This window comes from Pseudomonas sp. RIT-To-2, assembly GCF_029623465.1.
GTDB classification, from domain to species: Bacteria; Pseudomonadota; Gammaproteobacteria; order Pseudomonadales; family Pseudomonadaceae; genus Aquipseudomonas; species Aquipseudomonas silvicola.
Genome location: NZ_JAPYKM010000001.1, coordinates 74,226 through 95,604, shown reverse-complemented (window position 1 = coordinate 95,604; position 21,379 = coordinate 74,226). Strand labels below are relative to the sequence as shown.

Genomic DNA, 21,379 nt, shown 5'->3' with positions numbered 1-21,379 from the left:
GCCTATTAAGCAGGGCCAATCAAAAATTACCCCATCACAAATGAAACATTCGCAATGACGCAGAGGAAATCGGCAGCCGAATATAAAACTTTAACGACACATGTCTATTTATTTTTTAAGTAACGCCTTTTAAACAAAGGCTTTTTTCGCAACTTTCAGACTTACCATCTCTCGCACCCGCAGTACTTTCATTAGTGCAACCTAAGTAATAAGCCGGTTACACAGCTTTACCCTCAAGCCCTGAGTCCACCCACTGCCTTAGTTCGATCCTGAATTTTTTTTCATCGAGACGGTCAGGCACTCAAACGTATCGATTGCCGTACAGGAGGATACTTTTGCGTAGGTAGCAATACCTGGCCTATACCTGCATCGCCATCACGTCCTTATAGGCAGTCACCAGCCGGTTACGCACTTGCACCCCCATCTGGAAGCCGAGGGCGGCTTTCTGCATGTCCACCATCACGTCGTTGAGCGCTACGTCCGGGCTGCCTACCTGAAAGGCGTTGGCGTGCTGCGTCGCGGTTTGCTGAAGCTGGTTGATGCGCCGGAGCGAGGCCTGCAATTCGCCTGAAAAGCCACCGTTTGCCCCTGCCCCCGCCACTGACGAAGTCGCCCCCTGGGACTGGCTGGCCAGCAGGTTGAGTTGCTGCAGGGCAGCCTGCAAAGCAGATGTATTCATGGCGCGAACATGTCCGAAGTGGAAAAGGTCAGGATGATGGCTCGAAAGGTTAACAAGGCAAGCCGTACCGACAAGCAACCAATTGGCTACAAAAGCGCTGGCTTTTCCGACCTTTGGATACGGGCCGGGTCGAGATAATAGCCGCCCTGCGATACCTGCCAGCGCTGGCACCGGGCGGCACTGCCGCAGCCGATGCCACAGCTTCTCGACCACCTTCGACACCGGAACGAGCAATGTCTTCTGTAGCGCCCCTACCCTCGCCTGCGAGGTGCGTGTGAGTAACGCGGCCCAAGGCAAAGGCTCCGCCAGAGTCGCCCCCGACAAGAACAAGGCCAGTGCGCTGGAACCGCTGCTGGCACGCTTGCGCGGCCAATCGCTGCCCCTGCTGCTGGCAGGCGCGGCAGCCGTTGCGCTACTGGTGGTGCTGGCCCTGTGGGCACGGCAACCGGAGTACCGCGTACTGTTCTCCAACCTCAGCGAGGCCGATGGCGGCCAGGTAATCAGTGAGCTGGAAAAGCGCCAGGTCCCCTACCGCCTGAGCGAAGGCGGCCACGCCATCCTGGTACCCGCCACACAGATGAATGCCCTGCGCCTGCAACTGGCCGAACAGGGGCTGCCCAAAGGCGGCAACGTCGGTTTCGAGTTGATGGACAAGCAGGCTTTCGGGGTCAGCCAGTTCGCCGAACAGCTCAACTATCAGCGCGGCCTGGAAGGTGAGCTGGCGCGCACCATCGAGTCCTTGGGGCCTATCGCCAGTGCCCGGGTACACCTGGTCATGGCCCGCCAGTCGGTGTTCGTGCGTGAACGCGAGCCGGCCCGCGCCTCGGTCATGGTCAACCTGCAACCAGGCCGCGAACTCGGCCAGAGCCAGGCCAATGCCATCGCCCACCTGGTGTCGTCCAGTGTCGCCGACCTGAGCATCGACGGCGTGACCATCGTCGACCAGAGTGGCCGCCTGCTGTCGCAGAACCCCGGTGACAACGGCGGCCTGGATGGTACTCAACTCACCTACGTGCGCGACATCGAACGCTCTTATCAGCGGCGTATCGAAGACATTCTCGCGCCCCTGCTGGGCCGTCAGAATGTGCATGCCCAGGTGGTGGCCAAGGTTGATTTCGCTAGCCGCGAAAGCACCGCCGAACACTACGAGCCCAACCAGGCGCCCGACCATGCAGCCGTGCGCAGCAAGCAGATCAACGAAAGCCTGGCAGGCAGCGATGCCGCGGCCCGCGGCGTACCCGGCGCACTGACCAACACCCCGCCCAACCAGCCCCCCGCCACCCGCGCTACGGCGCCGGCGAAACCGGGTGAAGGTACCCAGGCCAGTACCGATGACAGCGACACCAGCGCCTCGGCACGGAGCAAGACGCTGCACAGCGAGCGAATGACCAACTATGAGGTCGACCACAGCGTCGAGCACGTGAAGCAGGCACAGGGGGAAGTCACGCGCCTGACCACCGCCGTTGTCATCAACTACCGCGCCACCGAGAAAGACGGCAAACCCGCGCAGGAACCCCTGAGCAAGGACGAACTGGCCAACATCGACAGCCTGGTGCGCCAGGCCATGGGCTTCACCGAGGGCCGCGGCGACGAACTGAAAGTGATCAACAGCCCATTCGCCGTGGAGGACAGCAGCGGTCCGGAACTGGCCTGGTGGCGCACACCGGAGTTCTACGCCCTGGCCATGAGCCTGTCGCGTTACGTGCTGGTGGCCTTCATCGCCCTGCTGCTATGGCTGATGGTGTTGCGCCCCATGCAAAAGCGTCATGCCCAGACGCTGAAAGCGGCCCAGGCCGACGAAGAGCCGCAGACCATGGTCACCGAAACCGGCGAAACCGTGGAAGTGCCGGCCGGCAAACGCAAGGCCCTGGGCTACGAAGCAAACATGAAACGCCTGCGCGAGATCTCCGTGGAAGACCCACGCCTGATCGCAATGATCATCCGGGGGTGGATGAAAAAAGATGACAAATAAAATGACCGCAACGCGCCGCAGCGCGATCCTGCTGCTATCACTGGAAGCCGATGAGGCCGCCGAGGTGTTCAAGCTGCTGCCCAGCCCGGACGTGGAAAGCATCAGCATGGAGATGGCGCGCTTGAGCCAGGTGTCGCACGACGAGATGCGCAAGGTGCTCGAAGAGTTCATCGACGAGACCGAGCAATACGCGGCCATCAACATCCAGTCCAGCGAACACATCCGCGCGGTGCTGACCAAGGCTCTTGGCAGCGAGCGGGCGGCCAGCCTGATCGATGACATCCTGGAGGCCAACGATGGCGGCTCGGGTATCGACAAGCTGAACCTGATGGAGGCCTCGCTGGTGGCCGAGATGATCCGCGACGAACACCCGCAGATCGTCGCCACCATTCTGGTGCACCTGGACCGCCACCAGGCCTCGGACATCCTTGAGCTGTTCGAGGAGCGCCAGCGCAACGACATCATCCTGCGTATCGCCACCTTCAGCGGGGTGCAGCCGGTGGCCTTGCAGGAGCTGACCGAAGTGCTGGGCGGCATGCTCGACGGCCAGAATCTCAAGCGCAGCAAGATGGGCGGCGTGCGCACCGTGGCCGAGATTCTCAACCTGATGAATTCCAGCCAGGAAGAGTCGGCCATCCAGACACTACGCGCCCACAACGAAGACCTTACGCAAAAAATTCTCGACGAGATGTTCCTGTTCGAGAACCTGCTGGAGATCGACGACCGCGGCATCCAGACCATCCTCCAGGAAGTGGAGACCAACTCCCTGTCCATCGCCCTCAAAGGCGCGCCCACGGCGCTGCTGGACAAGTTTCTGGCCAACATGTCCCAGCGTGCGGCGCAGCTGTTCCGCGAAGACATGGAGGCCCGTGGGCCCACGCGCATGTCCCAGGTGGAAGCCGAACAGAAAGCCATTCTGCAGGTGGTGCGACGCCTGGCGGACAACGGCATCATCGTGACCGGCAATGGGGACGATACCTATGTCTGACGGCAACCCCTGGGCTGACGAGCCCAACCAATGGCAACCCTGGCGCATGACCGTGCTCCCCAGTGAGACGCTGCCCGCACAGGACCTGGATGAAGGCCAGGCCGAGGCCCAACGCAAGCATGCCTTTCAGCGCAAACTGGAGTTGCAGGCGCGCCGCGACAAGGCACGCCAGGAAGCCATGCGCCAGGGCCATGCCACAGGCCTGGCTGCCGGCCACGCCGAAGGCTATGCCCAGGGACTGGAAGAAGGCCGGCTGGCTGGCGAAGCCGCGATGCAAGAGCAGATCCAGGCAACCCTGGCGCCACTGTCGAGCCTCTGCGAAAGCTTTGCCCAGGCCTTGCGCCATTTGGATGGCCAGGTGCTGGGCCAACTGGTGGAGTTGGCGCTGGGCACCGCACGGCACATTGCCGGCCAAGCCCTGCAAGCACACCCCGAACAGGTAGTGAGCACCGTGCAGACCTTGCTGCAGCATGAGCCGGCACTGACCGGCAAGCCACGCCTGTGGCTGCATGGCGACGACCTTGCGCTGGTGCAGCACGCCCTGGGCGAGCAACTGGGTGCCGCTGGCTGGAGCCTGTTGGCAGACGCCAGCGTGGCCCGTGGCGGTTGCCGCGTCAGCAGTGCCAGCGGCGAACTGGACGCCACCCTGGAAAGCGCCTGGGCAGGCATTCGCAGCAGGCTGCTCGACGGCCTGCCGGCCACATCATGAGCCTGGACAATGCCTTTCTGCACGGCTGGGAACAACGTCTGGCCAACCTGCGCGGCGATATCGCCCACGTAGCGCGCTATGTTCACAGCGGACGCATCGTGCGGGCCACCGGCCTGGTACTGGAAGCGGTCGGCCTGAGCATCCCGCTGGGCGGTGCCTGCCGCATCGAGACCCAGCCGGCGCAAGCAGGCCTTGGCCCCCGATACGCCGAGGCCCAGGTCGTCGGATTCGCTGCCGACACCCTGTATCTGATGCCGCTGGAAGAAATAGGCGACCTGCAACCCGGCGCCCGGGTACTGCCGCTGGACGAACGCCAGACCGGCGGCGCCGCGACGCGCCAGTTTCCGTTGGGGCCGGCGCTGATGGGGCGGGTGCTGGATAGCCGTGGCGAACCACTGGATGGCAAGGGCGCACTGGCCGACGTGCGCCATTGCCCGCTCAACACACCACCGCTGAACCCGCTCAAGCGTGCGCCCATCGACCGCCAGATCGATGTCGGCATTCGCGCCATCAATGCTTTGCTCAGTGTGGGCCGTGGCCAGCGCCTGGGCTTGTTCGCCGGCTCTGGCGTGGGCAAATCGGTGCTGCTGGGCATGATGGCCCGGTATACCCGCGCCGATGTCATCGTCGTTGGCCTGATCGGCGAACGGGGCCGCGAGGTCCAGGACTTCATCGACAACATCCTCGGCGAGGAAGGCCTGCGCCGCGCCGTGGTGGTGGCGGCACCCGCCGATACCTCGCCACTGCAACGCCTGCAAGGCGCCGCCTATGCTACCCGCATCGCCGAAGATTTCCGCGATCAGGGCCAGGACGTGCTGCTGATCATGGACTCCCTGACCCGCTATGCCATGGCCCAGCGCGAGATCGCCCTGGCCATCGGCGAACCACCGGCCACCAAGGGGTACCCGCCATCGGTGTTCGCCAAACTGCCAAAACTGGTGGAACGTGCCGGCAACGGTCCGCCCGGCGGCGGCTCGATCACCGCGTTCTACACGGTACTGAGCGAAGGCGATGACCAGCAAGATCCCATTGCCGACTCGGCACGGGCGATCCTGGATGGCCACATCGTGCTCTCGCGCACCCTGGCCGAAGCCGGGCACTACCCAGCCATCGATATCGAAGCGTCGATCAGCCGCGCCATGACCGCCATCGTCAGCGACAGCCAGCAACGCAAGGCCCAGCAGTTCAAGCAGGTACTGAGCAAGTACCAGCGCAACCGTGACCTGATCACCGTGGGCGCCTATGCCGCCGGCCACGACCCCCTGCTGGACCGCGCGGTGCAACTGAACCCGCACCTGGAGCGTTTTCTGCAACAGCGCATCCAGGAGCGCACCACCCTGGAAGACACCCTCCAGGCCCTGAATCAGCTCTTCCCCGGCAAATAATCAGGAGGCAGTGCCATGACATCGTCCCTCGACCTGCTCGCTGAACTGGCTCACAAAGCCCGCGATGGCGCCGCCCGCACCCTGGCCCAGCAGCGCCAGGCCCTGCGCCAGCTGGCGGGGCAGCTGAAAACCCTGCAGCAGTATCAGCAGGAATACCGCCAAAGCTTGCAGAACACCTTGCACGCGGAGGGCATGAGCCCCCCCAGCTTGGCGAACTACCGGGCCTTCCTTGCGTCGCTGGACACTGCCATGGACCGGGCGCGCAACAGCATGGCCAAGCAACAGGCGGAGATCGACAAGAGCAAACAGGCCTGGCAGGCCGAATGGCGCAAGGCCCATGCGTATGAAACCCTGCTGCAGCGGCGCGCCGCGCAAGAGCAGCAAGTGGCCAACCGCCGCGAACAACGCCAGAGCGACGAACTCGGCGCCCGGATGCGCCAGCAGCCCGGCCAATTCTCCCGTACTTGAGAGCCTCCATGGACATCACAGCATTGCTGGCCAGCCCCACGACCGCCGGTACACCGCTGGCCGCCGCCACCGGAACCGACGGCAGCGTCTTCGCCCAGGCGCTGGATGCGGCTACCCAGGCGCAACCGGTGGAAGCCGAGCCGACCGCCGCAGTTGCCGCCGTCGAAACAGCGGCCGAAGCAACAATGGCTTTGGCCGAGCCGAGCCCGCCGACGGTAGATACCGAGATGCCCGCCGTCGACCTGCCTGAACCCACGGTTGCCGAGCCACAACCTGCGGCTCAGCCGATCAGCGTACCCGCCTTCGCCACCGCTATGGCCAAGCCCCAACCGGCTGCGGTGCAGCAAGAGCCGCAAGAGGTTGATGTTCCCGAGCCCGCGATGCCGCTGGCAGACACAGTGGCCGCCACCGGTAGCGGCGGTGACGACAGCGCGAACAGCCAATTGCAGCATATCCGCGAGCGGATGCGTCTGATCGACAACGCGGGCACGCCCGATGCCAGTGCCGTCCAGGTCTTTGTGGCGCCCGAGGCCGTGGCGGTTACCGTGGAGGGCCCCGTGGCTGCCGAGGCGGCACCGGAGGCAACACCGCTGGCCAGCCAGCGCAGCACTAACCTGCCTGGTATCACCAGCACCAGCACCACCGCCAAGACCGACACCCGGCCAACCGTGACGCAAACCGATAGCGCCCCGGCAGAAACGATCACCACGACCGCTGTCGCGGCCGCGACGGCTACGCCTTCCCAGGACACCGACACCAGCGCCGACAGCGATACACCCAGCCCGCAGCCGCTGGACACCCTCAGCGCCTGGGCACCCAGCGCCACCCTTGCGGTCAACCAAGAACCCCCGCAAGTGAACACAAGCAACCCCACCCTGACGGCTGCCGTGGGCAGTTCGCAATGGCAGACCGGCCTCAGCCAGCAGGTGCTCAACCTGCACCAGCGCGGCAAGCATCAGGTGGACCTGCAGCTGCATCCCGCCGACCTGGGACCGTTGTCCATCAGCCTCAAGCAGGACAGCAGCGGCACCCAGGCCCAGTTCGTCTGTGCCCACCCGGCCGTGCGCAGTGCCGTGGAACAGGCCTTGCCACAGCTACGCGAAGCCTTGGCGGCCCAAGGTATCACCCTGGGGGAAACCTCGGTCAGTGACCAGCCTTCGGGCCAGGCGCAACGTGAGCAGAGCGCCTATACCCCACCTGCGGGCAGCGCTGTGGCCGTGGCCGAAGAAGAAACCAGCGAGGCTCAGGCTACCCCGCTTCTGACGCGCATCGACCTGTACACCTGACAGCGCCCATGCCACAGCAAAACGCCAAGATACGGCGTATTGGGCGGCTTTATCGGGCCATGGTCGGGGCGCGGCGGTGGTCATACTCGCGGCTTGTGTGATCAGACCCTACGAAGACACCGGCCATGAGCACGACCCGCAAGACCCCTTGGCTACCCATGATCCTGTGCGTTGTGCTGCTGGCCGCCGCCAGCATCGCCGGCACCTGGTACTACGTGACCCGCCTGCAGGCCCCGGCCCAAACAGCCGTCGAACCGCCGGCCGCGCCGCAGCTGGTGAACATCGCACCGCTGACCGTCAACCTGCAGAACCCACAGCACGAACAGCGCCTGCTGTATGTCGGCTTCGCCATCAGCGTGGGCGACAAGGCCACCCAGGCCTTCCTGCAGCCCTACGTGCCACAGATCCGCAGCCAGCTGTTCAAGCTGCTGGGCGAACAGGACAGCACCGCCCTGATGACCAGCCAGGGCAAGAGCGCCCTGGCCGCCAGGGTGCTGGACCTGGTCAAACGCCCGCTGACAACACCCCAACCCGAGCTTTCCATACTCGACGTCCTTTACACCGACTTCATCGTGCAATAGCCCATGCCCTTAGAAGACCTGTTGTCGCAGGAAGAGATCGATACGCTGCTCAACGGCGTCAGCGGTGACGACGAGTCGTCCGCCGGCACCGAGCAGATGCCCTGGGATGCCCACATCCGCCCCTATGACCCGGCCACCCAGCACCGGGTCATCCGCGAGCGGCTGCACGCCCTGGACATCATCAACGAGCGCTTTGCCCGCTATTTCCGCATGGGCCTGTTCAACCTGATCCGGCGCAGTGCCGATATCACCGTGGACAGTGTGCGCTACCAGAGCTTCAACGATTTCTCGCGCCACGTGCCGGTACCCACCAACATCAACCTGCTGGCGATGAAACCGCTGCGCGGCACGGTGCTCACGGTGTTCCCGCCCAACCTGGTGTTCATGGTGGTGGACAACCTCTTCGGCGGCGACGGGCGCTTCCTGGCCAAGTCCGAGGGCCGCGAGTTCACGCGCACCGAGCAGCGCATCATCCGCCGCCTGCTGAGCCTGGCCATCAACGCCTACCAGGACGCCTGGAGCTCGGTGTACCCGCTGGAAATCGAATACCTGCGCTCGGAAATGCAAGCCAAGTTCGCCAACATCACCAGCTCGCCCAACGAGATCGTGGTCAACACCACGTTCCACCTGGAAGTCGGCAACCTGGCCAGTGATTTCAACATCGTCATCCCCTACCTGATGATCGAGCCACTGCGCCAGCTGCTCAACGGCCCGCTCACCGACAGCGACCCCGACGCCGAGAAGGCCTGGAACCGCCAGATGGCCGGCGAAATAACCCAGTCGCATATCGAGCTGGTGGCCGACTTCACCGAGATCGACACCAGCATCGGCCAGGTCATGGCGCTGCAGGTGGGCGACGTGCTGCCCATCGAGCTGCCCGACACCCTGGTGGCCAAGGTCGACGGCGTGCCGGTGTTGACCTGCGAATACGGCAGCCAGAACGGCCTGTGCGCCCTGCTGGTGAAAGACCTCATCGACCACTCGCCCGTAGGCCCCGAAGCCGCCAGCTTCGTGAAAGGCCCCGTGCCCCCTGCCAAGGACTCCGCCCATGACTGAACCGACCACCCCCGAGCCCACCCCGGCGCAAGACCCATCGCTGGAAGACGAATGGGCCAGCGCCATGGCCGAGCAGGGCGATGATGCCGAACTGGACGACCCCTGGGCCCAAGCCCTGGCCGAACAGGAAAGCGCCCCGGCCGACGCCCCCGCCGCGGCACCTGCCAAGGTGTTTCGCCCCCTGAACAACCAGGGCGGCGGCGCCGTGAGCCGCGACCTGGAAATGATCATGGACATCCCGGTCAAGCTCAGCGTGGAACTGGGGCGCACCCGGGTGACCATCAAGCAATTGCTGGAACTGGCCCAGGGCTCGGTGCTGGCGCTCGATGGCCTGGCAGGCGAGCCGATGGACATTCTCATCAATGGCTACCTGATCGCCCAGGGCGAAGTGGTGGTGGTCGATGAGAAGTATGGCATCCGCATCACCGAGATCATCACCCCGTCCGAACGGGTACAGAAACTCAACCGATGACCAGCGCGCCCTCCTCACCCGACAGCCTGCTGGGCCTGGCCTTGCTTGGCAAGACCGGCTTGGCCTTCGCCGTGGTGGTAGCCAGCATTCTGCTGTGCGGCTGGCTGGCCAAGCGCTTGCGCCCCGGCCACACCCGGCCGGGCACGCACCTGCGGTTGGTCGGCAGCACTCAGGTGGGCCAGCGCGAGCGCGTGGTAATCGTCCAGGTGCAGGGGCGGTGGCTGGTACTGGGAGTCACACCCCAGCACATCAGCGCCCTGTCGGAACTGCCGGCCCCGGCCGATGAACCCGCCGCACCCGGCGCGCCGCTGGCGCCAGCCTTCGCCGAACGTCTGGCCGCAGCCCTGAAACAACGCCTGAACCCTGCCGGAAACGACACGCCATGAACCTGCGCCCCATGCTCCTGGCTGCCACTGTGCTGCCGGCCTTGATCGACACCGCCTGGGCCCAGGAAGCCCCGGGCCTGGCGGCCTTCACCAGCCAGGCCATGGGCAACGGCAGCCAGCAATGGTCGCTGAGCCTGCAAACCCTGATGCTGCTGTCGTCCATGGCCTTCCTGCCGGCGCTGCTACTGATGATGACCGGCTTCACCCGCATCATCATTGTCCTGGGCCTGCTGCGCACCGCCATCGGTACTACTTCGGCGCCACCCAACCAGGTGTTGCTGGGCCTGGCCCTGTTTCTGACGTTCTTCGTCATGTCGCCGGTGCTGAACAAGGTCTACGACACGGCCTGGCAGCCGTTCTCCAACAATCAGATCGGCCTTGAGGAAATGCTCGACAAGGGCAGCCAGCCGTTTCGCGGCTTCATGCTCAAGCAGACCCGCGAGACTGACCTGGCCATGTATGCACGCATCGCCGACCTGCAGGACCTGGACACCCCCGACCAGGTGCCCATGCGCGTGCTGATGCCGGCCTTCGTCACCAGCGAGCTGAAGACCGCCTTCCAGATCGGCTTCAGCATTTTCGTCCCCTTCCTGATCATCGACTTGATCGTCGCCAGCGTGCTGATGGCGCTGGGCATGATGATGGTGCCGCCGGCGACCATTTCGTTGCCCTTCAAGTTGATGCTGTTCGTGCTGGTGGATGGCTGGCAATTGCTGCTGGGCTCCCTGGCCCAGAGCTTCTACACCTGACATCCACCTACGGAGCCTTACCACGATGACACCGGAAATGGTCATGGACCTGGCCTACAGGGGCATGCGCGTCAGCCTGTTCGTCGCCGCACCGCTGCTGCTCACCACCCTGGCCGTCGGCCTGGTCGTCAGCCTGTTCCAGGCAGCCACGCAGATCAACGAATCGACCCTGTCGTTCATCCCCAAGATCGTCGGTATCTGCGCGGTACTGGTACTGGCGGGGCCGTTGATGATGGACATGATCCTGGACTTCACCCGCGACCTGCTGGTGGGCCTGCCGGGCCTGGTGGGCTGACCACCCATGCTGGACATCGACACCGCGCAGTTGCAGCAATGGCTGGCGCTGTTCTTCTGGCCGCTGTGCCGCATTGCCGCGTTCATGCTGGTGGACCCGCTGCTGGGTCACACCATCATCCCCAACAGCGTGAAAATCGGCCTGGCGCTGCTGCTCAGCGTGCTGCTTTCACCGGTGCTGCCGCCCATGCCGGACGTCGCCATCGTGTCCTGGGAAGGGCTGGGTATCGCCGTGGAACAACTGTTGATCGGCGCCAGCCTTGGCATGGTGATGCGCGTGACCCTGGCGGCTGTGGAAATGGCTGGGGAGATCTGCGGCATGCAGATGGGTCTAGCGTTCGCCAGTTTCTATTCGGCGGAAAGCAACACCAACACCATGGTGCTGTCGCGGCTACTGAGCATGACTACCCTGCTGATGTTCCTGGCGCTGGACGGCCACCTGCTGGTGCTGCGCTTGCTGGCCAGTACCTTCCAGAGCCTGCCGGTGGGCAACCTGCATTTCGACCCGTCTTCTTGGGAGATGATCGCCCGCTACGGCAGCCGCGTGTTCCTTACCGGCCTGCTGCTGGCCCTGCCCATGGTGGCGGCGCTGCTGATCATCAACCTGGCCATGGGCATTCTCAACCGCGCGGCGCCGCAACTGACCGTGTTCGCCGTGGGCTTTCCGGTGACCCTGAGTACCGGGCTGGTGCTGATCATGGCGCTGACCAGCCACCTGGGGCATTTCCTCCAGCTGCTGCTGGATGAATCGCTGCACTTCATGCAGATGCTGGTCGGCAACATGATCGTGCCCGGCTGAGCCCGGTCAGATGTAGTCGAACAGGGTCATGTCCTGCACGCTGGCGAAGGTCTGCTGCGCCGCCTGCAAGGCCACTTGCAGGGCCGTGTAGTTGGACACCGAGGTGGTGTAGTCGGCGTCGGTGAGGTTTGACAGGCTGGTGGCATAGGTCAGCGACATGTCATCGCCCACCGTGTCCAGCACATCGATCTCGTTCATGCGCGTGCCCACCGAGGTGCGGACCGTCAGGACGTTGTCCAAAGCGTTGTCCAGCTCTCGGCTGCTGGTGGACAGGGTGTTGCTAAGCGCCGCCTGATCGGCTTCGTCTTCCACCGGGGTGTTCAGAGCCGTGATGATGTTCTGCAGGGTGCTGAACAGGTCCGGGTCGGCCTCGGCGGCCGCGCTGACGCTGATGCTGTCGCCGTCGGCGGGCTCGCCTTCCAGGGTCATGGACAGGCCGTTGACCTCCACGGTATCGCCCGATTCGTAAGCCACCGCGTCACCGCCATCGACGCTATAAGTGGTTGCACCGTCGTCGTCCACGGCGAAGGTCAGGGTGAAGGCGGTACCGTAGTTGGTAGCGCTGCTGTCAGTGATGTCCGGCCCGTCGAAAGTCACCGACCCGCTGTTGTCGGCACTGGCCTGGGCGACGAAGCCGGCGGAGCTGCCAACACTGAGAAACACGCTCTGGCCGGTGTCACCACTGGCGATGGTCTCGGTGGCGCTGACCTGCTGCATCACCGCGTTGTCGTCGCCCTGGTAGGTGAGGTTGCCGTCGGCGTCTGCTACGAACGTCTGGCTCTCGCTCTGGTAGCCGGAAAAAATGTAGTTGCCGTTGCTGTCCGTGGTATTGGCCAAGGACACCAGCGTGTCGTAGATGCCTTGCAGCGAAGTGGCGATGGAGGCGCGGTCATCATCACTGAGGGTGCCGTCGCCAGCCTGGATCAACAGGGTCTTGGCGCTGGTGATGGCATCGCTGATGCTGTCCAGGGCGCTCTCTTCGGTGGACAACGACGTGGTCACCGAGGTGCGCGAAGCGGCGTACTGGTCGTTGAGCGACGAAGCCTGTTGCACTACCACTGCCTGGGCTGCCGCCGACGAATCGTCGGAAGGGTTTACCACGCGCTTGCCGCTGGACACCTCGCTGCTGGCGTCCAGGTAGGCGGCTTCCTGGGTGAGCATGTTGCTCAGGCCCTGGCTGTAGACGGTCTGGGTGGAAATACGCATCGGTCAAGCCTCCTTGTCAGGCATCCATGCTCAGGATGGTGTCGAGCACGGTGGAACCCACTTCGACGATTTTCGCGCAGGCCTGGTAGTAAGCCTGATAGCGCACCAGGTCAGCGGCTTCTTCATCCAGGTTTACCCCCGACGAAGATTGCTGCAGTGTGGTCAGTTGTTCGGTGACGCTGGTCTGGTTGTCCAGTTGCGTGCTGATGGAGCTGGTGGTGCTGCCTACTTTGCTGACCAGCGATGCATAGGCTTCGGTCAGGGTGGACGTACCGCCCACCAGGTCCTGGTTCTGCAAGTCGAGCATTTCCAGGGCGATGCTGTTGTCACTGTCCCCGCCACCGGCGCCCGCAGCGATCAGCGACGGGTCATCGATTTCGGTGTCCAGGGTGCTGGCGGCGCTGCTCAGGGGCTTGACCAGGAAGCTGTCGCCATCGTCGGCAGTGCCGCTGATGGTCACGGTCAGGCCGCCGAAGCTGAGGGTGCCGGTGTCGGCGTCATAGCTGCTGTCCACGGCCTTGCCGGTGCTGGCATCAGTGACGGTGTAGCCGTCGACATCCGAATAGCTGACGGTGTAATTGCTAGTGGTGAGGCTGTCCAGGTCATCGGAAAAGCTCGCGCTCAGGCTTGCGCTGCCGGTGTTGTCGGTATTGCTGTACACCACCGGGTCGGCCACCGAAAAGAATGCGGTGCCGGTGTCGCCATTGAGGTCCGTGCCACTGGTTTGCAGGGCATTGAAAGCGCTGGCCAGGGCAACGGCCATCTGGCCCAACTGATTCTGCGCGGTATCGAGGGTTTCGCTGCGGAAGGTCAACAGGCCACCGATGGAGCCACCGCTGATGGTCGACTCGTCCAGTTCGGTTTCGTTGCCGGCGGCATCCACGTAGCTGACCACCGTCTGCGACGGGTCGCTGGCCGAGGTGGTAGTTGCCAATTCGAAGCTTTGATTACCGGACACCAGCGACAGACCATTGCTCAGGGACAGGCTGTAGCTGCCGTTGTCCTGTACGGTGAGGTCGACATTCACCAGCTCATTCAAGGAGGTAACCAGGGCGTCGCGCTGGTCCATCAGGGTGTTGGCCGAGTCCGAGTTGCTGCCCAGCGCACTGATCTGCTGGTTGAGGGTAGCGATCTGGTCAGTGATGTCATTGACCTGGTCGACCTGGTCGCCCAGCTGGGAGTTGACGCTGCTCTGCATGTCATCCAGGTAGCTGCCCAGGGAATTGAACTGGGACACCAGGGTTTCTGCCGAACCTATCACCTCTTCGCGCGCCGCCGAGTCGCTGGCATCGCTGCTCATGGTCTGCACCGAGGAGAAGAAATCCTGCATCAGGGTGTCGAGGTCCGAGGTGCTGTCGGCCAGCAGGTCATCGACTTGCGAAACTTGTGTCGAGTAGGTGCTCAACGCGCTTTCGGTGCTGGTGGACGCATTCAGCTGGGCCGCGATAAACTGGTCGAACGTACGATCGACACTGGTTACCTCCACGCCCCCCGTGGTGCTCGCGGCCAGCGATGCGGACTCCAGGTTGTAGCCATCGGTATACACGTTGGTGATGTTGTTGCTGCTGGTGCTGAGGGCCACTTGTGCCGCATTCAGACCGCTGACACCGATCGATATGATGCTCATAAATAATTCCTACACGACGTGCCACGTGTTATCGGCCGATTGCCTGAAAACTTGAAAAATCAGGCGGTTTTTTTGTGCCCGGAACGTTGCCGTGGCCCCCGTGGGAGCGGGCGCATTCAAGCCGGGTTCAAGGTTCCAGGCGGGCGGTTTGCAGGGGTGGGCGCAGGGGGCCGATGGTAGCCATCACGGCGATCAGCTTGCTGGCGTAGTCGGGGTCGGTGGCATAACCGCCCTTTTGCAAGGCATGCGCCGCCTGCAAGGGGTCGCGGGCCGATAGCACGCCGGCGTAGTTGGCGTTGCCGCCCAGCAGCCGGGTGTAGTCGGCCAGCGCGGCCTCGTCGCTGGGGTAGGCACGGAAACTCTGCAGCTGCTTGCGCATTTCGCCGTCCTGAAACTCCGTGGTCATGACTTCGGTACTCGCCCCACGCCAGCGCCCACCGGCCTTGATGCCGAACAGGTTGTGGCTGTCTTCGCCACTGCCAGTGGGGATCTTGCGCCGGCCCCAATCGGTTTCCAGCGCCGCCTGGGCCAAGATCAATTCGGCGGGAACACCACTGCTGCGCGCAGCTTGCCGGGCCGGGCCGGCCAGGCGCTGGACGAAGTCCTCGACGTGAGCCGCCCGCGCACCCACCTCGCCCACGGCTCGGCGTTGCCAGGCAGCAAACGTCTGCTGCACGTTCGCGACCCTGCCAGACGGCGCGGTCACACGCTGCCCGGTGCTGGCCCCCAGTTGCCGCTCCAGTTGCTCGGCCAGGCCCAGCCCTTTGCCGGCCAGACGCTGTGACCACTGCTCGTCGAGCATCTCGGTGTACAGGCTGGTCTGCGAGTCCTTGTCCAGGTCGGACTTAGGAATCGCCGCGCGCATGCTCTTGAGCATCATCTGCAGGAACATTGCCTCGAACTGCTTGCTGGCCTCCTTGGCACCGGCGGCGCGGTCGGTCTGCGCGGTGCGGCGCAGGTTGGCCAGGCCCTGCATGTCCAGGGCAAAGCCGTCGGTGCTGCTGGCCAGGCTCATCAGATGATCTCCAGCTCGGCGCGCAGGGAGCCTGCCGCCTTCAGCGCCTGCAATATCACCATCAGATCCTGGGGCGTAGCGCCCAGGGCGTTGAGGCCCTTGACCACGTCCATCAGGTTGGCGCTGCCTTCCATGAAGTGCAGCAAACCGCCCTGCTCCTGAATGGAAATGCTGCTGTTGGCAGTGCCGGCGGTCTGGCCCTGGCTCAATGCACCCGGCTGGCTGACCTGGTTGGTGGTATCAATGATTACCGACAGGTTGCCGTGAGCCACGGCGGCACGGCCCAGTTTCACCGCGCTATTGAGCACTACCGAACCGGTACGCGAGTCGATGATGACCTTGGGCCGAGCTTCGGCCGGCAGCACCGAAATGCCCTCGACCCGCGCCATGAAGTTAACCCGTTCGTTGGGCGATAACGGCCCCTGCAACTGAATCACCCCACCGTTGACGGCGGACGCCACGGTGCGGCGGAATTCGGAGTTGATGGCAAACACCACACGCTCGGTGGTGGCGAAGTCGGCCTGGTTCAAGTACAGGCTCAGCACCCCATCGTTGCCCCCCAGGTGCAGCGGCACCTCACGTTCCACCACGGCGCCACGCGGTATACGCCCACCAGCCAGTTGGTTGACGGTGACACTGCTGCCATTGGCCGCCGCGCCCGCGCCGCCTACCAGCAGGTTGCCCTGGGCCATGGCGTAGACGTCACCGTCGGCGCCTTTGAGTGGTGTCATCAGCAAAGTGCCGCCGCGCAGGCTGCGGGCGTTACCGATGGACGACACCACCACGTCGATCTGCTGCCCCGGCCGAGCGAAAGGCGGCAAGGTCGCGGTCAACATGACTGCGGCGATGTTCTTCATCTGCATGTTGGCCCCCTCCGGCAACGTCAGGCCCAGCTGGGACAACATGTTGGTCAGGCTCTGCTCGGTGAAGGGGCTTTGCGTGGTCTGGTCGCCACTGCCGTCCAGGCCCACGACCAGCCCATAGCCCACCAGGCTGTTGGGGCGCACGCCGGCGAATTCAGCGATATCGCGAATCTGCTCGGCCGACGCCGGGCCAGCGATGGCCAGCAACAGCAGGCCACCCAGAAGGGAGCGAATCAGGTCAGCCATGGCAGCAGCCCTCATAGCGGAGAGATATTCAGGAAGAAGCGATGCAGCCAGCCCATGCGCTGCGCTTCGTTGATGTAGCCGTCGCCGACGTATTCGATGCGCGCGTCCGACACCTGAGTGGAGGCCACGGTGTTGTCGCCGGTGATGGTGCGTGGGTTGACCACCCCGGAGAAACGGATGAACTCGGTACCCTGGTTGATGGCGATCTGTTTCTCGCCGCGCACCCGCAGGTTGCCGTTGGGCATCACCTGCATGACCGCCACGGCGATGGTGCCGGTGAACGAGTTGGTGGCCTGGGAGCCGCCGCTGCCGGTGAAGTCGTTGTCCACCGAAGCATCAAGGCCGTAGCTACCCTCCTGGGAGGCACGGCTGGACGTCGCTTTCATGCTCAAACCCACCGAACCGCTGCGTCCGGCATTGGATGCAGAGTTCTTGCTGGCGCTGACCTGCTCGTTCAGGGTGATGGTCAGGGTGTCGCCGACCATGCGTGGACGGCGGTCCTCGAACAGCGGTTGCAGGCCGCGGCGCACCTGGTAAATGGAGCCATCGGCCTGGCGCGGCGGCAATGGCGGCACCACCATGCTTTCGTCCTGCACCACCGGTTTGCGCGGCAGTACATCGCAGCCGCTCACCAGGCCGATGGCGATGCACAGCGCCAGCTTGTTCATGCCGTACCTCATAGCTGTGTCAGGCGCTGCAGCATTTCATTGGAGGCATCCACCGCCTTGCTGTTGATCTCGTAGGCCCGCTGGGTCTGGATCATGCTGACCATTTCCTCCACCACGTTGACGTTGGAGGTTTCCACGTAGCCCGCGGACAACGTACCGGCACCGTTCAGGCCCGGGGTACTTTCGGTCGGCGCACCGGACGCGTCGGTTTCCAGGTACAGGTTCTGGCCGATGCTTTCCAGGCCGGCGGGGTTGATGAACAGCGCCACGTTGAGCTGCCCCACCTGGGTGGAGGTAGACGAACCGGAGTTCACCACCGAGACGATGCCGTCAGTGCTCACCGACACCGAAGTGGCCGTGCTGGGAATAGTGATACCACCGGTCAGGGTATAACCGTTGGACGTCACCATCTGGCCGTTGGCGTCAAGCTGGAAGCTGCCATCACGGGTATAGGCGGTGGTGCCGTCGGGCATGTCCACTTCAAAGAAACCGTTGCCGTTGATGGCCAGGTCCTTGGAGTTGTCGGTCTCGGTCAGGTTGCCCTGGGTGTGCAGGCGCTCGGTGGCCACCTGGCGAACACCGGTACCCACTTGCAGGCCCGAGGGCAGCTTGGTCTGGCTGGTGCTCTGCGCACCAGGCTGGCGCATGTTCTGGTACAGCAGGTCTTCGAACACCGCCCGCGATTTCTTGAAGCCGTTGGTACTGACGTTGGCCAGGTTGTTGGCGATGACGTCCATTTGCGCCTGCTGGGCTTCCAGGCCGGTTTTCGCCGTCCACAGTGATCGGATCATCGATCATTCCTCGTTCAATTCAACCGGTGTTTCAGCCCTGCAGGGACAGCAGGCTGTTGGCGCTCTTGGCGTTGTCGTCGGCGTCGCTGATGACCTTCATCTGCATCTCGTAACGCCGGGAGTTGTCGATCATCGCGACCATGGCGCTGGTGGGGCTGATGTTGCTGCCCTCCAGGTTGCCGGGGCTCAGGCGCATGGTGTCGTCGGCGGGCAGCGGCTGCCGTGTGCCGTCGGGCCCTGCCGGGGCGCGGAACAGGCCATCGGTGCCGGCCTCGACGGTGCCCGGCGGCGCCGAGACCATCTTCAGCCGGCCCACCTGGGCCAGGCCCTTGGCATCGCCACCTTGCTCGCGCACGGTGAGGGTACCGTCGGTGCCGATGCTGACTTCGCTGCCCGGCGGCACGCTGACAGGCCCGCCATCGCCGATCACAGGGCGGCCACCCAGCATCACGTTGCCGATGCCGTCCACCTGCAGGTCACCACGACGGGTGTAGGCCTCGCTGCCGTCGCTGGTCTGCACGGCCAGCAGGCCGTTGATGTCCAGGGCCACGTCCAGGTTGCGGTCGGTACGAGTCACCGGGCCCTGGCTCCAGTCCACGCCGATACCGGTGGCGGACACCGCCACGCGGGTCGGCAGGCCTTCGCCGGCTACCGGCACGGCCTGCATTTGCGCCAGTTGCGAACGAAAACCCGGGGTCACCACGTTGGCCAGGTTGTTGGCCACCACGGCTTGCTGGTCCAGGGACTGGGAGGCGCCGCTCATGGCGGTGTAGAGCATGCGATCCATGATTACGACCCGAGGCTGACCGCTTGCTGGAGGACTTCGCTCTGGGTCTTGACCGATTGCGAGTTGGCCTGGAAGTTGCGCTGGGCAATGATCAGGTTGACCAGTTCCGTGGTCAGGTCGACGTTGGAGTCCTCGGTCACGCCGCTCTCGATGGAGCCCAGTTGGCCGGTGCCGGCCGTACCCAAAAGGGCCACGCCCGACTCGGTCGTGGCGGTCCAGCTGTTGTCGCCCACGGCCTTGAGGCCTTGCTCGTTGTTGAAGGTCGCCAGCACGATCTGGTCGATCACCTGGGTCTGGTCGTTGGAGTAGCTGGCTACCACGTTGCCGCTGGAGTCGATGGTGAAACCGGTCAGGCTGCCGGAGGTGTAGCCATCCTGGGAGCTGCTGGACAGCTCGAAGTCGTTGCCGAACTGCGTGGTACCGGTCAGGTCGAGCTCGATGCTCATCTCGGCGGCGCCGTTGTCCGGGTCATAGGTGTAGGTGGCGGTGGCGCCACTGGTCAGCAGACCGCTGGTGTCGAAGGCCACTTCCTGGCTCAGGGCGTTGCCATCGTCATCGGTGACGGTGTTGCCGTCGATGGCGGTGTAGACGTTCCAGGTGTTGGTGTCATCGCTCTTGGCGAAGTACAGCGTCATGCTGTGGCTGTTGCCCAGCGAGTCGTAAACCGTGGCGCTGGTGGAGTACGAATAGCTGGTCGCGTCGGTGGCATCGAAGGTGCTGGTGATGGCGTCGGAGCTGGAGTCCAGGTTCAGGGTTGCGTCCACCTCGGTGGTAGCGCTGGCCTGCAAGCCGGTGGAGGGGATCTGGATCACGCCATTGGCGCCCACCAGCTTGGCCCCCGAGGCGTTTTCCAGGTAACCGTCGGAGCTCAGGGTCAGTTGGCCGTTGCGCGAATAGGTGGTGGTAGTGCCGTCGTTGAAGACGAAAAACCCATCGCCACTGATGGCCAGGTCCAGGTCATTGTCGGTGGTCGTCAGGCTGCCGGACTCGAAGTTCTGCACCACTCCCGATACCGATGTACCCAGGCCTACTTCAGCGTCGGCATAGACGTCGGCGAACTCGGTGGTGGAGCTCTTGAAGCCCACGGTTTCGGAGTTGGAGATGTTGTTGCTGATGACGTTGAGGTCAGTCGATGCTGCGCTCAAACCACTGAGTGCTTGGGAAAAGCCCATGTGTCGCTCCTTGATGCCGATAAGGACCGGGCAGCCGCAAACGCCGCGAAGGTCACGTTTTTGTGAAAGGTCAGGGGTAAGGCGCTACAGCAGCAGGCGAATGTCGCTGAGGCTGGCGCTGTCGGTATTGGCGCCCAGCTCCAGCACCACGGCGCTGGAATCGTCGGTACTGACACCCGATACCAGTGCGTAATTGAGCGCGGTGGCGGTCACCGCCGTGCCGTCGTCGGTGGCGCTGATGCTCACCGTGTAATCGCCGTCCGGCACGGTGGTGCCGTCGTCCGCCAGGCCGTCCCAGCTCAGCGAATGCACGCCTTCGTCCAGCGCACCCACGTCGATGGTGCGCACTACGTTGCCACTGCTGTCGGTGATGGTGGCCGTGACCGTATCGGCATCACCGTCCAGGTTCACGCCGTAGGTGCTGGCGCTTCCGCCGGAGACGGTGATCGCGTCGCCGTCCACCAGCACGCCCTTGCCCACCAGGGCCGAGGCTTGCAGAGCCTGGCTGGTATCGATCTGCCCGGAGATACTGTCCAGCGTGTCACCCAGGTCGGTGATGCCGCTGATCATGTTGATCTGCGCCAACTGCGAAACCATTTCGGTGTTGTCCATGGGCTCGGACGGGTCCTGGTTCTGCAGTTCGGTCACCAGCAGGGTGAGAAACTGGCTTTGCAGGTCATCCGCCGTGGTGGCCGTCGAGGTACTGGTAGTGGTCGTGCTGGTGTTCATGCTCGACAGCACTGAGCTGCTGATGGTGTTGGTCATGGATCAGGACTCTCCCAGAGTCAGGGTCTTAAGCATCAGTTGCTTGCTCGTGCTCATGACCTCGACGTTGGCCTGGTAGGAGCGCGAAGCGGAAATCATGTTGACCATCTCGCCCACAGGCTCGACGTTGGGCATGCTCACGTAGCCGTCGGCGTCGGCCATGGGGTCGCCGGGGCGGTATTCCTTGCGAAAGTCAGACTGGTCTTCCACCACCTGGCTGACGCGCACACCACCAAGCCCCGCGGCCTGGGCCTCGAACACGGCCTGGCGAGCGCGGTACGGCTGGCCGTCGGGGCCGCTGACACTGTCGGCGTTGGCCAGGTTGCTGGCGGTCACGTTCATGCGCTGGGACTGGGCACTCAGCGCGGAACCGGCGATATCGAAGATGCTGAACATCGACATTGGGGGTACCTGC

General features: G+C 63.9%; 24 protein-coding genes. 13 read left to right on the top strand and 11 right to left on the bottom strand.

The window, feature by feature from the left end; translation table 11 throughout:
* Positions 1–358 precede the first annotated feature (358 nt).
* The gene (gene fliE, locus QBK88_RS00495) at positions 359–679 is read right to left on the bottom strand and encodes a flagellar hook-basal body complex protein FliE (RefSeq protein WP_268147319.1); all 321 of its coding nucleotides are present in this window, start codon (positions 677–679) and stop codon (positions 359–361) included.
* 274 nt (positions 680–953) lie between these two features.
* On the opposite strand from fliE, the gene fliF reads away from it, so the two are divergent.
* The 13 genes from fliF (at position 954) to fliR (ending at position 11,824) form a co-directional block, all read left to right on the top strand.
* The gene (gene fliF, locus QBK88_RS00490) at positions 954–2,651 is read left to right on the top strand and encodes a flagellar basal-body MS-ring/collar protein FliF (protein ID WP_277960476.1); all 1,698 of its coding nucleotides are present in this window, start codon (positions 954–956) and stop codon (positions 2,649–2,651) included.
* A gap of 1 nt (position 2,652) precedes the next feature.
* Positions 2,653–3,639 (top strand): flagellar motor switch protein FliG, encoded by a 987-nt coding sequence (gene fliG / locus QBK88_RS00485; RefSeq protein ID WP_268147313.1) that lies wholly within the window; start codon positions 2,653–2,655, stop codon positions 3,637–3,639.
* Positions 3,632–4,348 carry a flagellar assembly protein FliH gene (locus QBK88_RS00480; RefSeq protein WP_277960475.1) on the top strand — a complete coding sequence of 239 codons (717 nt, stop codon included), beginning with the start codon at positions 3,632–3,634 and terminating at the stop codon, positions 4,346–4,348. The genes fliG and QBK88_RS00480 overlap by 8 nt, the downstream gene beginning before the upstream one ends.
* Positions 4,345–5,733 (top strand): flagellar protein export ATPase FliI, encoded by a 1,389-nt coding sequence (fliI, locus tag QBK88_RS00475; RefSeq protein WP_277960474.1) that lies wholly within the window; start codon positions 4,345–4,347, stop codon positions 5,731–5,733. Before QBK88_RS00480 ends, fliI begins: the two co-directional genes overlap by 4 nt.
* A gap of 15 nt (positions 5,734–5,748) precedes the next feature.
* Positions 5,749–6,201 (top strand): flagellar export protein FliJ, encoded by a 453-nt coding sequence (gene fliJ, locus QBK88_RS00470; RefSeq protein ID WP_277960473.1) that lies wholly within the window; start codon positions 5,749–5,751, stop codon positions 6,199–6,201.
* Positions 6,202–6,209: 8 nt separating this feature from the next.
* Entirely contained in the window at positions 6,210–7,487 is a 1,278-nt protein-coding gene (locus QBK88_RS00465) for a flagellar hook-length control protein FliK (RefSeq protein WP_277960472.1), read from the top strand.
* A 125-nt stretch (positions 7,488–7,612) separates the two neighbouring features.
* A complete protein-coding gene (locus tag QBK88_RS00460) occupies positions 7,613–8,068 on the top strand; it encodes a flagellar basal body-associated FliL family protein (protein WP_277960471.1) in 456 nt (151 codons plus the stop codon).
* A 3-nt stretch (positions 8,069–8,071) separates the two neighbouring features.
* Positions 8,072–9,124, top strand: coding sequence for a flagellar motor switch protein FliM (gene fliM / locus QBK88_RS00455; protein ID WP_277960470.1), 1,053 nt, complete (start codon positions 8,072–8,074; stop codon positions 9,122–9,124).
* Positions 9,117–9,596, top strand: coding sequence for a flagellar motor switch protein FliN (gene fliN / locus QBK88_RS00450; RefSeq protein WP_445764873.1), 480 nt, complete (start codon positions 9,117–9,119; stop codon positions 9,594–9,596). Before fliM ends, fliN begins: the two co-directional genes overlap by 8 nt.
* Positions 9,593–9,982 carry a flagellar biosynthetic protein FliO gene (fliO, locus tag QBK88_RS00445; protein ID WP_277960469.1) on the top strand — a complete coding sequence of 130 codons (390 nt, stop codon included), beginning with the start codon at positions 9,593–9,595 and terminating at the stop codon, positions 9,980–9,982. Before fliN ends, fliO begins: the two co-directional genes overlap by 4 nt.
* Complete coding sequence (gene fliP, locus QBK88_RS00440) at positions 9,979–10,731, top strand: flagellar type III secretion system pore protein FliP (protein WP_445764872.1); 753 nt, start codon at positions 9,979–9,981, stop codon at positions 10,729–10,731. Before fliO ends, fliP begins: the two co-directional genes overlap by 4 nt.
* A 25-nt stretch (positions 10,732–10,756) precedes the next feature.
* On the top strand, positions 10,757–11,026 hold the full coding sequence (gene fliQ, locus QBK88_RS00435) for a flagellar biosynthesis protein FliQ (protein WP_268147296.1): 270 nt from the start codon (positions 10,757–10,759) through the stop codon (positions 11,024–11,026).
* 6 nt (positions 11,027–11,032) lie between these two features.
* Positions 11,033–11,824: a flagellar biosynthetic protein FliR gene (gene fliR, locus QBK88_RS00430; protein WP_277960468.1), complete on the top strand. Its 792-nt coding sequence runs from the start codon at positions 11,033–11,035 to the stop codon at positions 11,822–11,824.
* A gap of 6 nt (positions 11,825–11,830) precedes the next feature.
* On the opposite strand, the gene flgL is transcribed toward fliR, so the two are convergent.
* The 10 genes from flgL to flgC form a co-directional block, all read right to left on the bottom strand.
* Entirely contained in the window at positions 11,831–13,030 is a 1,200-nt protein-coding gene (gene flgL, locus QBK88_RS00425) for a flagellar hook-associated protein FlgL (RefSeq protein ID WP_277960467.1), read from the bottom strand.
* 16 nt (positions 13,031–13,046) lie between these two features.
* Positions 13,047–14,657, bottom strand: a complete 1,611-nt coding sequence (flgK, locus tag QBK88_RS00420) for a flagellar hook-associated protein FlgK (RefSeq protein WP_277960466.1) — start codon at positions 14,655–14,657, stop codon at positions 13,047–13,049.
* Between the two features lie 127 nt (positions 14,658–14,784).
* Positions 14,785–15,672, bottom strand: a complete 888-nt coding sequence (gene flgJ / locus QBK88_RS00415) for a flagellar assembly peptidoglycan hydrolase FlgJ (RefSeq protein ID WP_277960465.1) — start codon at positions 15,670–15,672, stop codon at positions 14,785–14,787.
* Positions 15,672–16,781, bottom strand: coding sequence for a flagellar basal body P-ring protein FlgI (locus QBK88_RS00410; protein WP_277960464.1), 1,110 nt, complete (start codon positions 16,779–16,781; stop codon positions 15,672–15,674). Before QBK88_RS00410 ends, flgJ begins: the two co-directional genes overlap by 1 nt.
* An 11-nt stretch (positions 16,782–16,792) precedes the next feature.
* Positions 16,793–17,449, bottom strand: a complete 657-nt coding sequence (locus QBK88_RS00405; protein ID WP_277960463.1) for a flagellar basal body L-ring protein FlgH — start codon at positions 17,447–17,449, stop codon at positions 16,793–16,795.
* A gap of 8 nt (positions 17,450–17,457) precedes the next feature.
* Positions 17,458–18,240 (bottom strand): flagellar basal-body rod protein FlgG, encoded by a 783-nt coding sequence (flgG, locus tag QBK88_RS00400; RefSeq protein WP_277960462.1) that lies wholly within the window; start codon positions 18,238–18,240, stop codon positions 17,458–17,460.
* Positions 18,241–18,271: 31 nt separating this feature from the next.
* Entirely contained in the window at positions 18,272–19,027 is a 756-nt protein-coding gene (locus QBK88_RS00395; RefSeq protein WP_277960461.1) for a flagellar basal body rod protein FlgF, read from the bottom strand.
* A 2-nt stretch (positions 19,028–19,029) separates the two neighbouring features.
* Positions 19,030–20,199 (bottom strand): flagellar hook protein FlgE, encoded by a 1,170-nt coding sequence (gene flgE, locus QBK88_RS00390; protein ID WP_268147284.1) that lies wholly within the window; start codon positions 20,197–20,199, stop codon positions 19,030–19,032.
* Between the two features lie 84 nt (positions 20,200–20,283).
* Positions 20,284–20,964: a flagellar hook assembly protein FlgD gene (flgD, locus tag QBK88_RS00385; RefSeq protein WP_268147282.1), complete on the bottom strand. Its 681-nt coding sequence runs from the start codon at positions 20,962–20,964 to the stop codon at positions 20,284–20,286.
* Between the two features lie 3 nt (positions 20,965–20,967).
* Positions 20,968–21,366: a flagellar basal body rod protein FlgC gene (flgC, locus tag QBK88_RS00380; RefSeq protein ID WP_158157418.1), complete on the bottom strand. Its 399-nt coding sequence runs from the start codon at positions 21,364–21,366 to the stop codon at positions 20,968–20,970.
* Positions 21,367–21,379 lie beyond the last annotated feature (13 nt).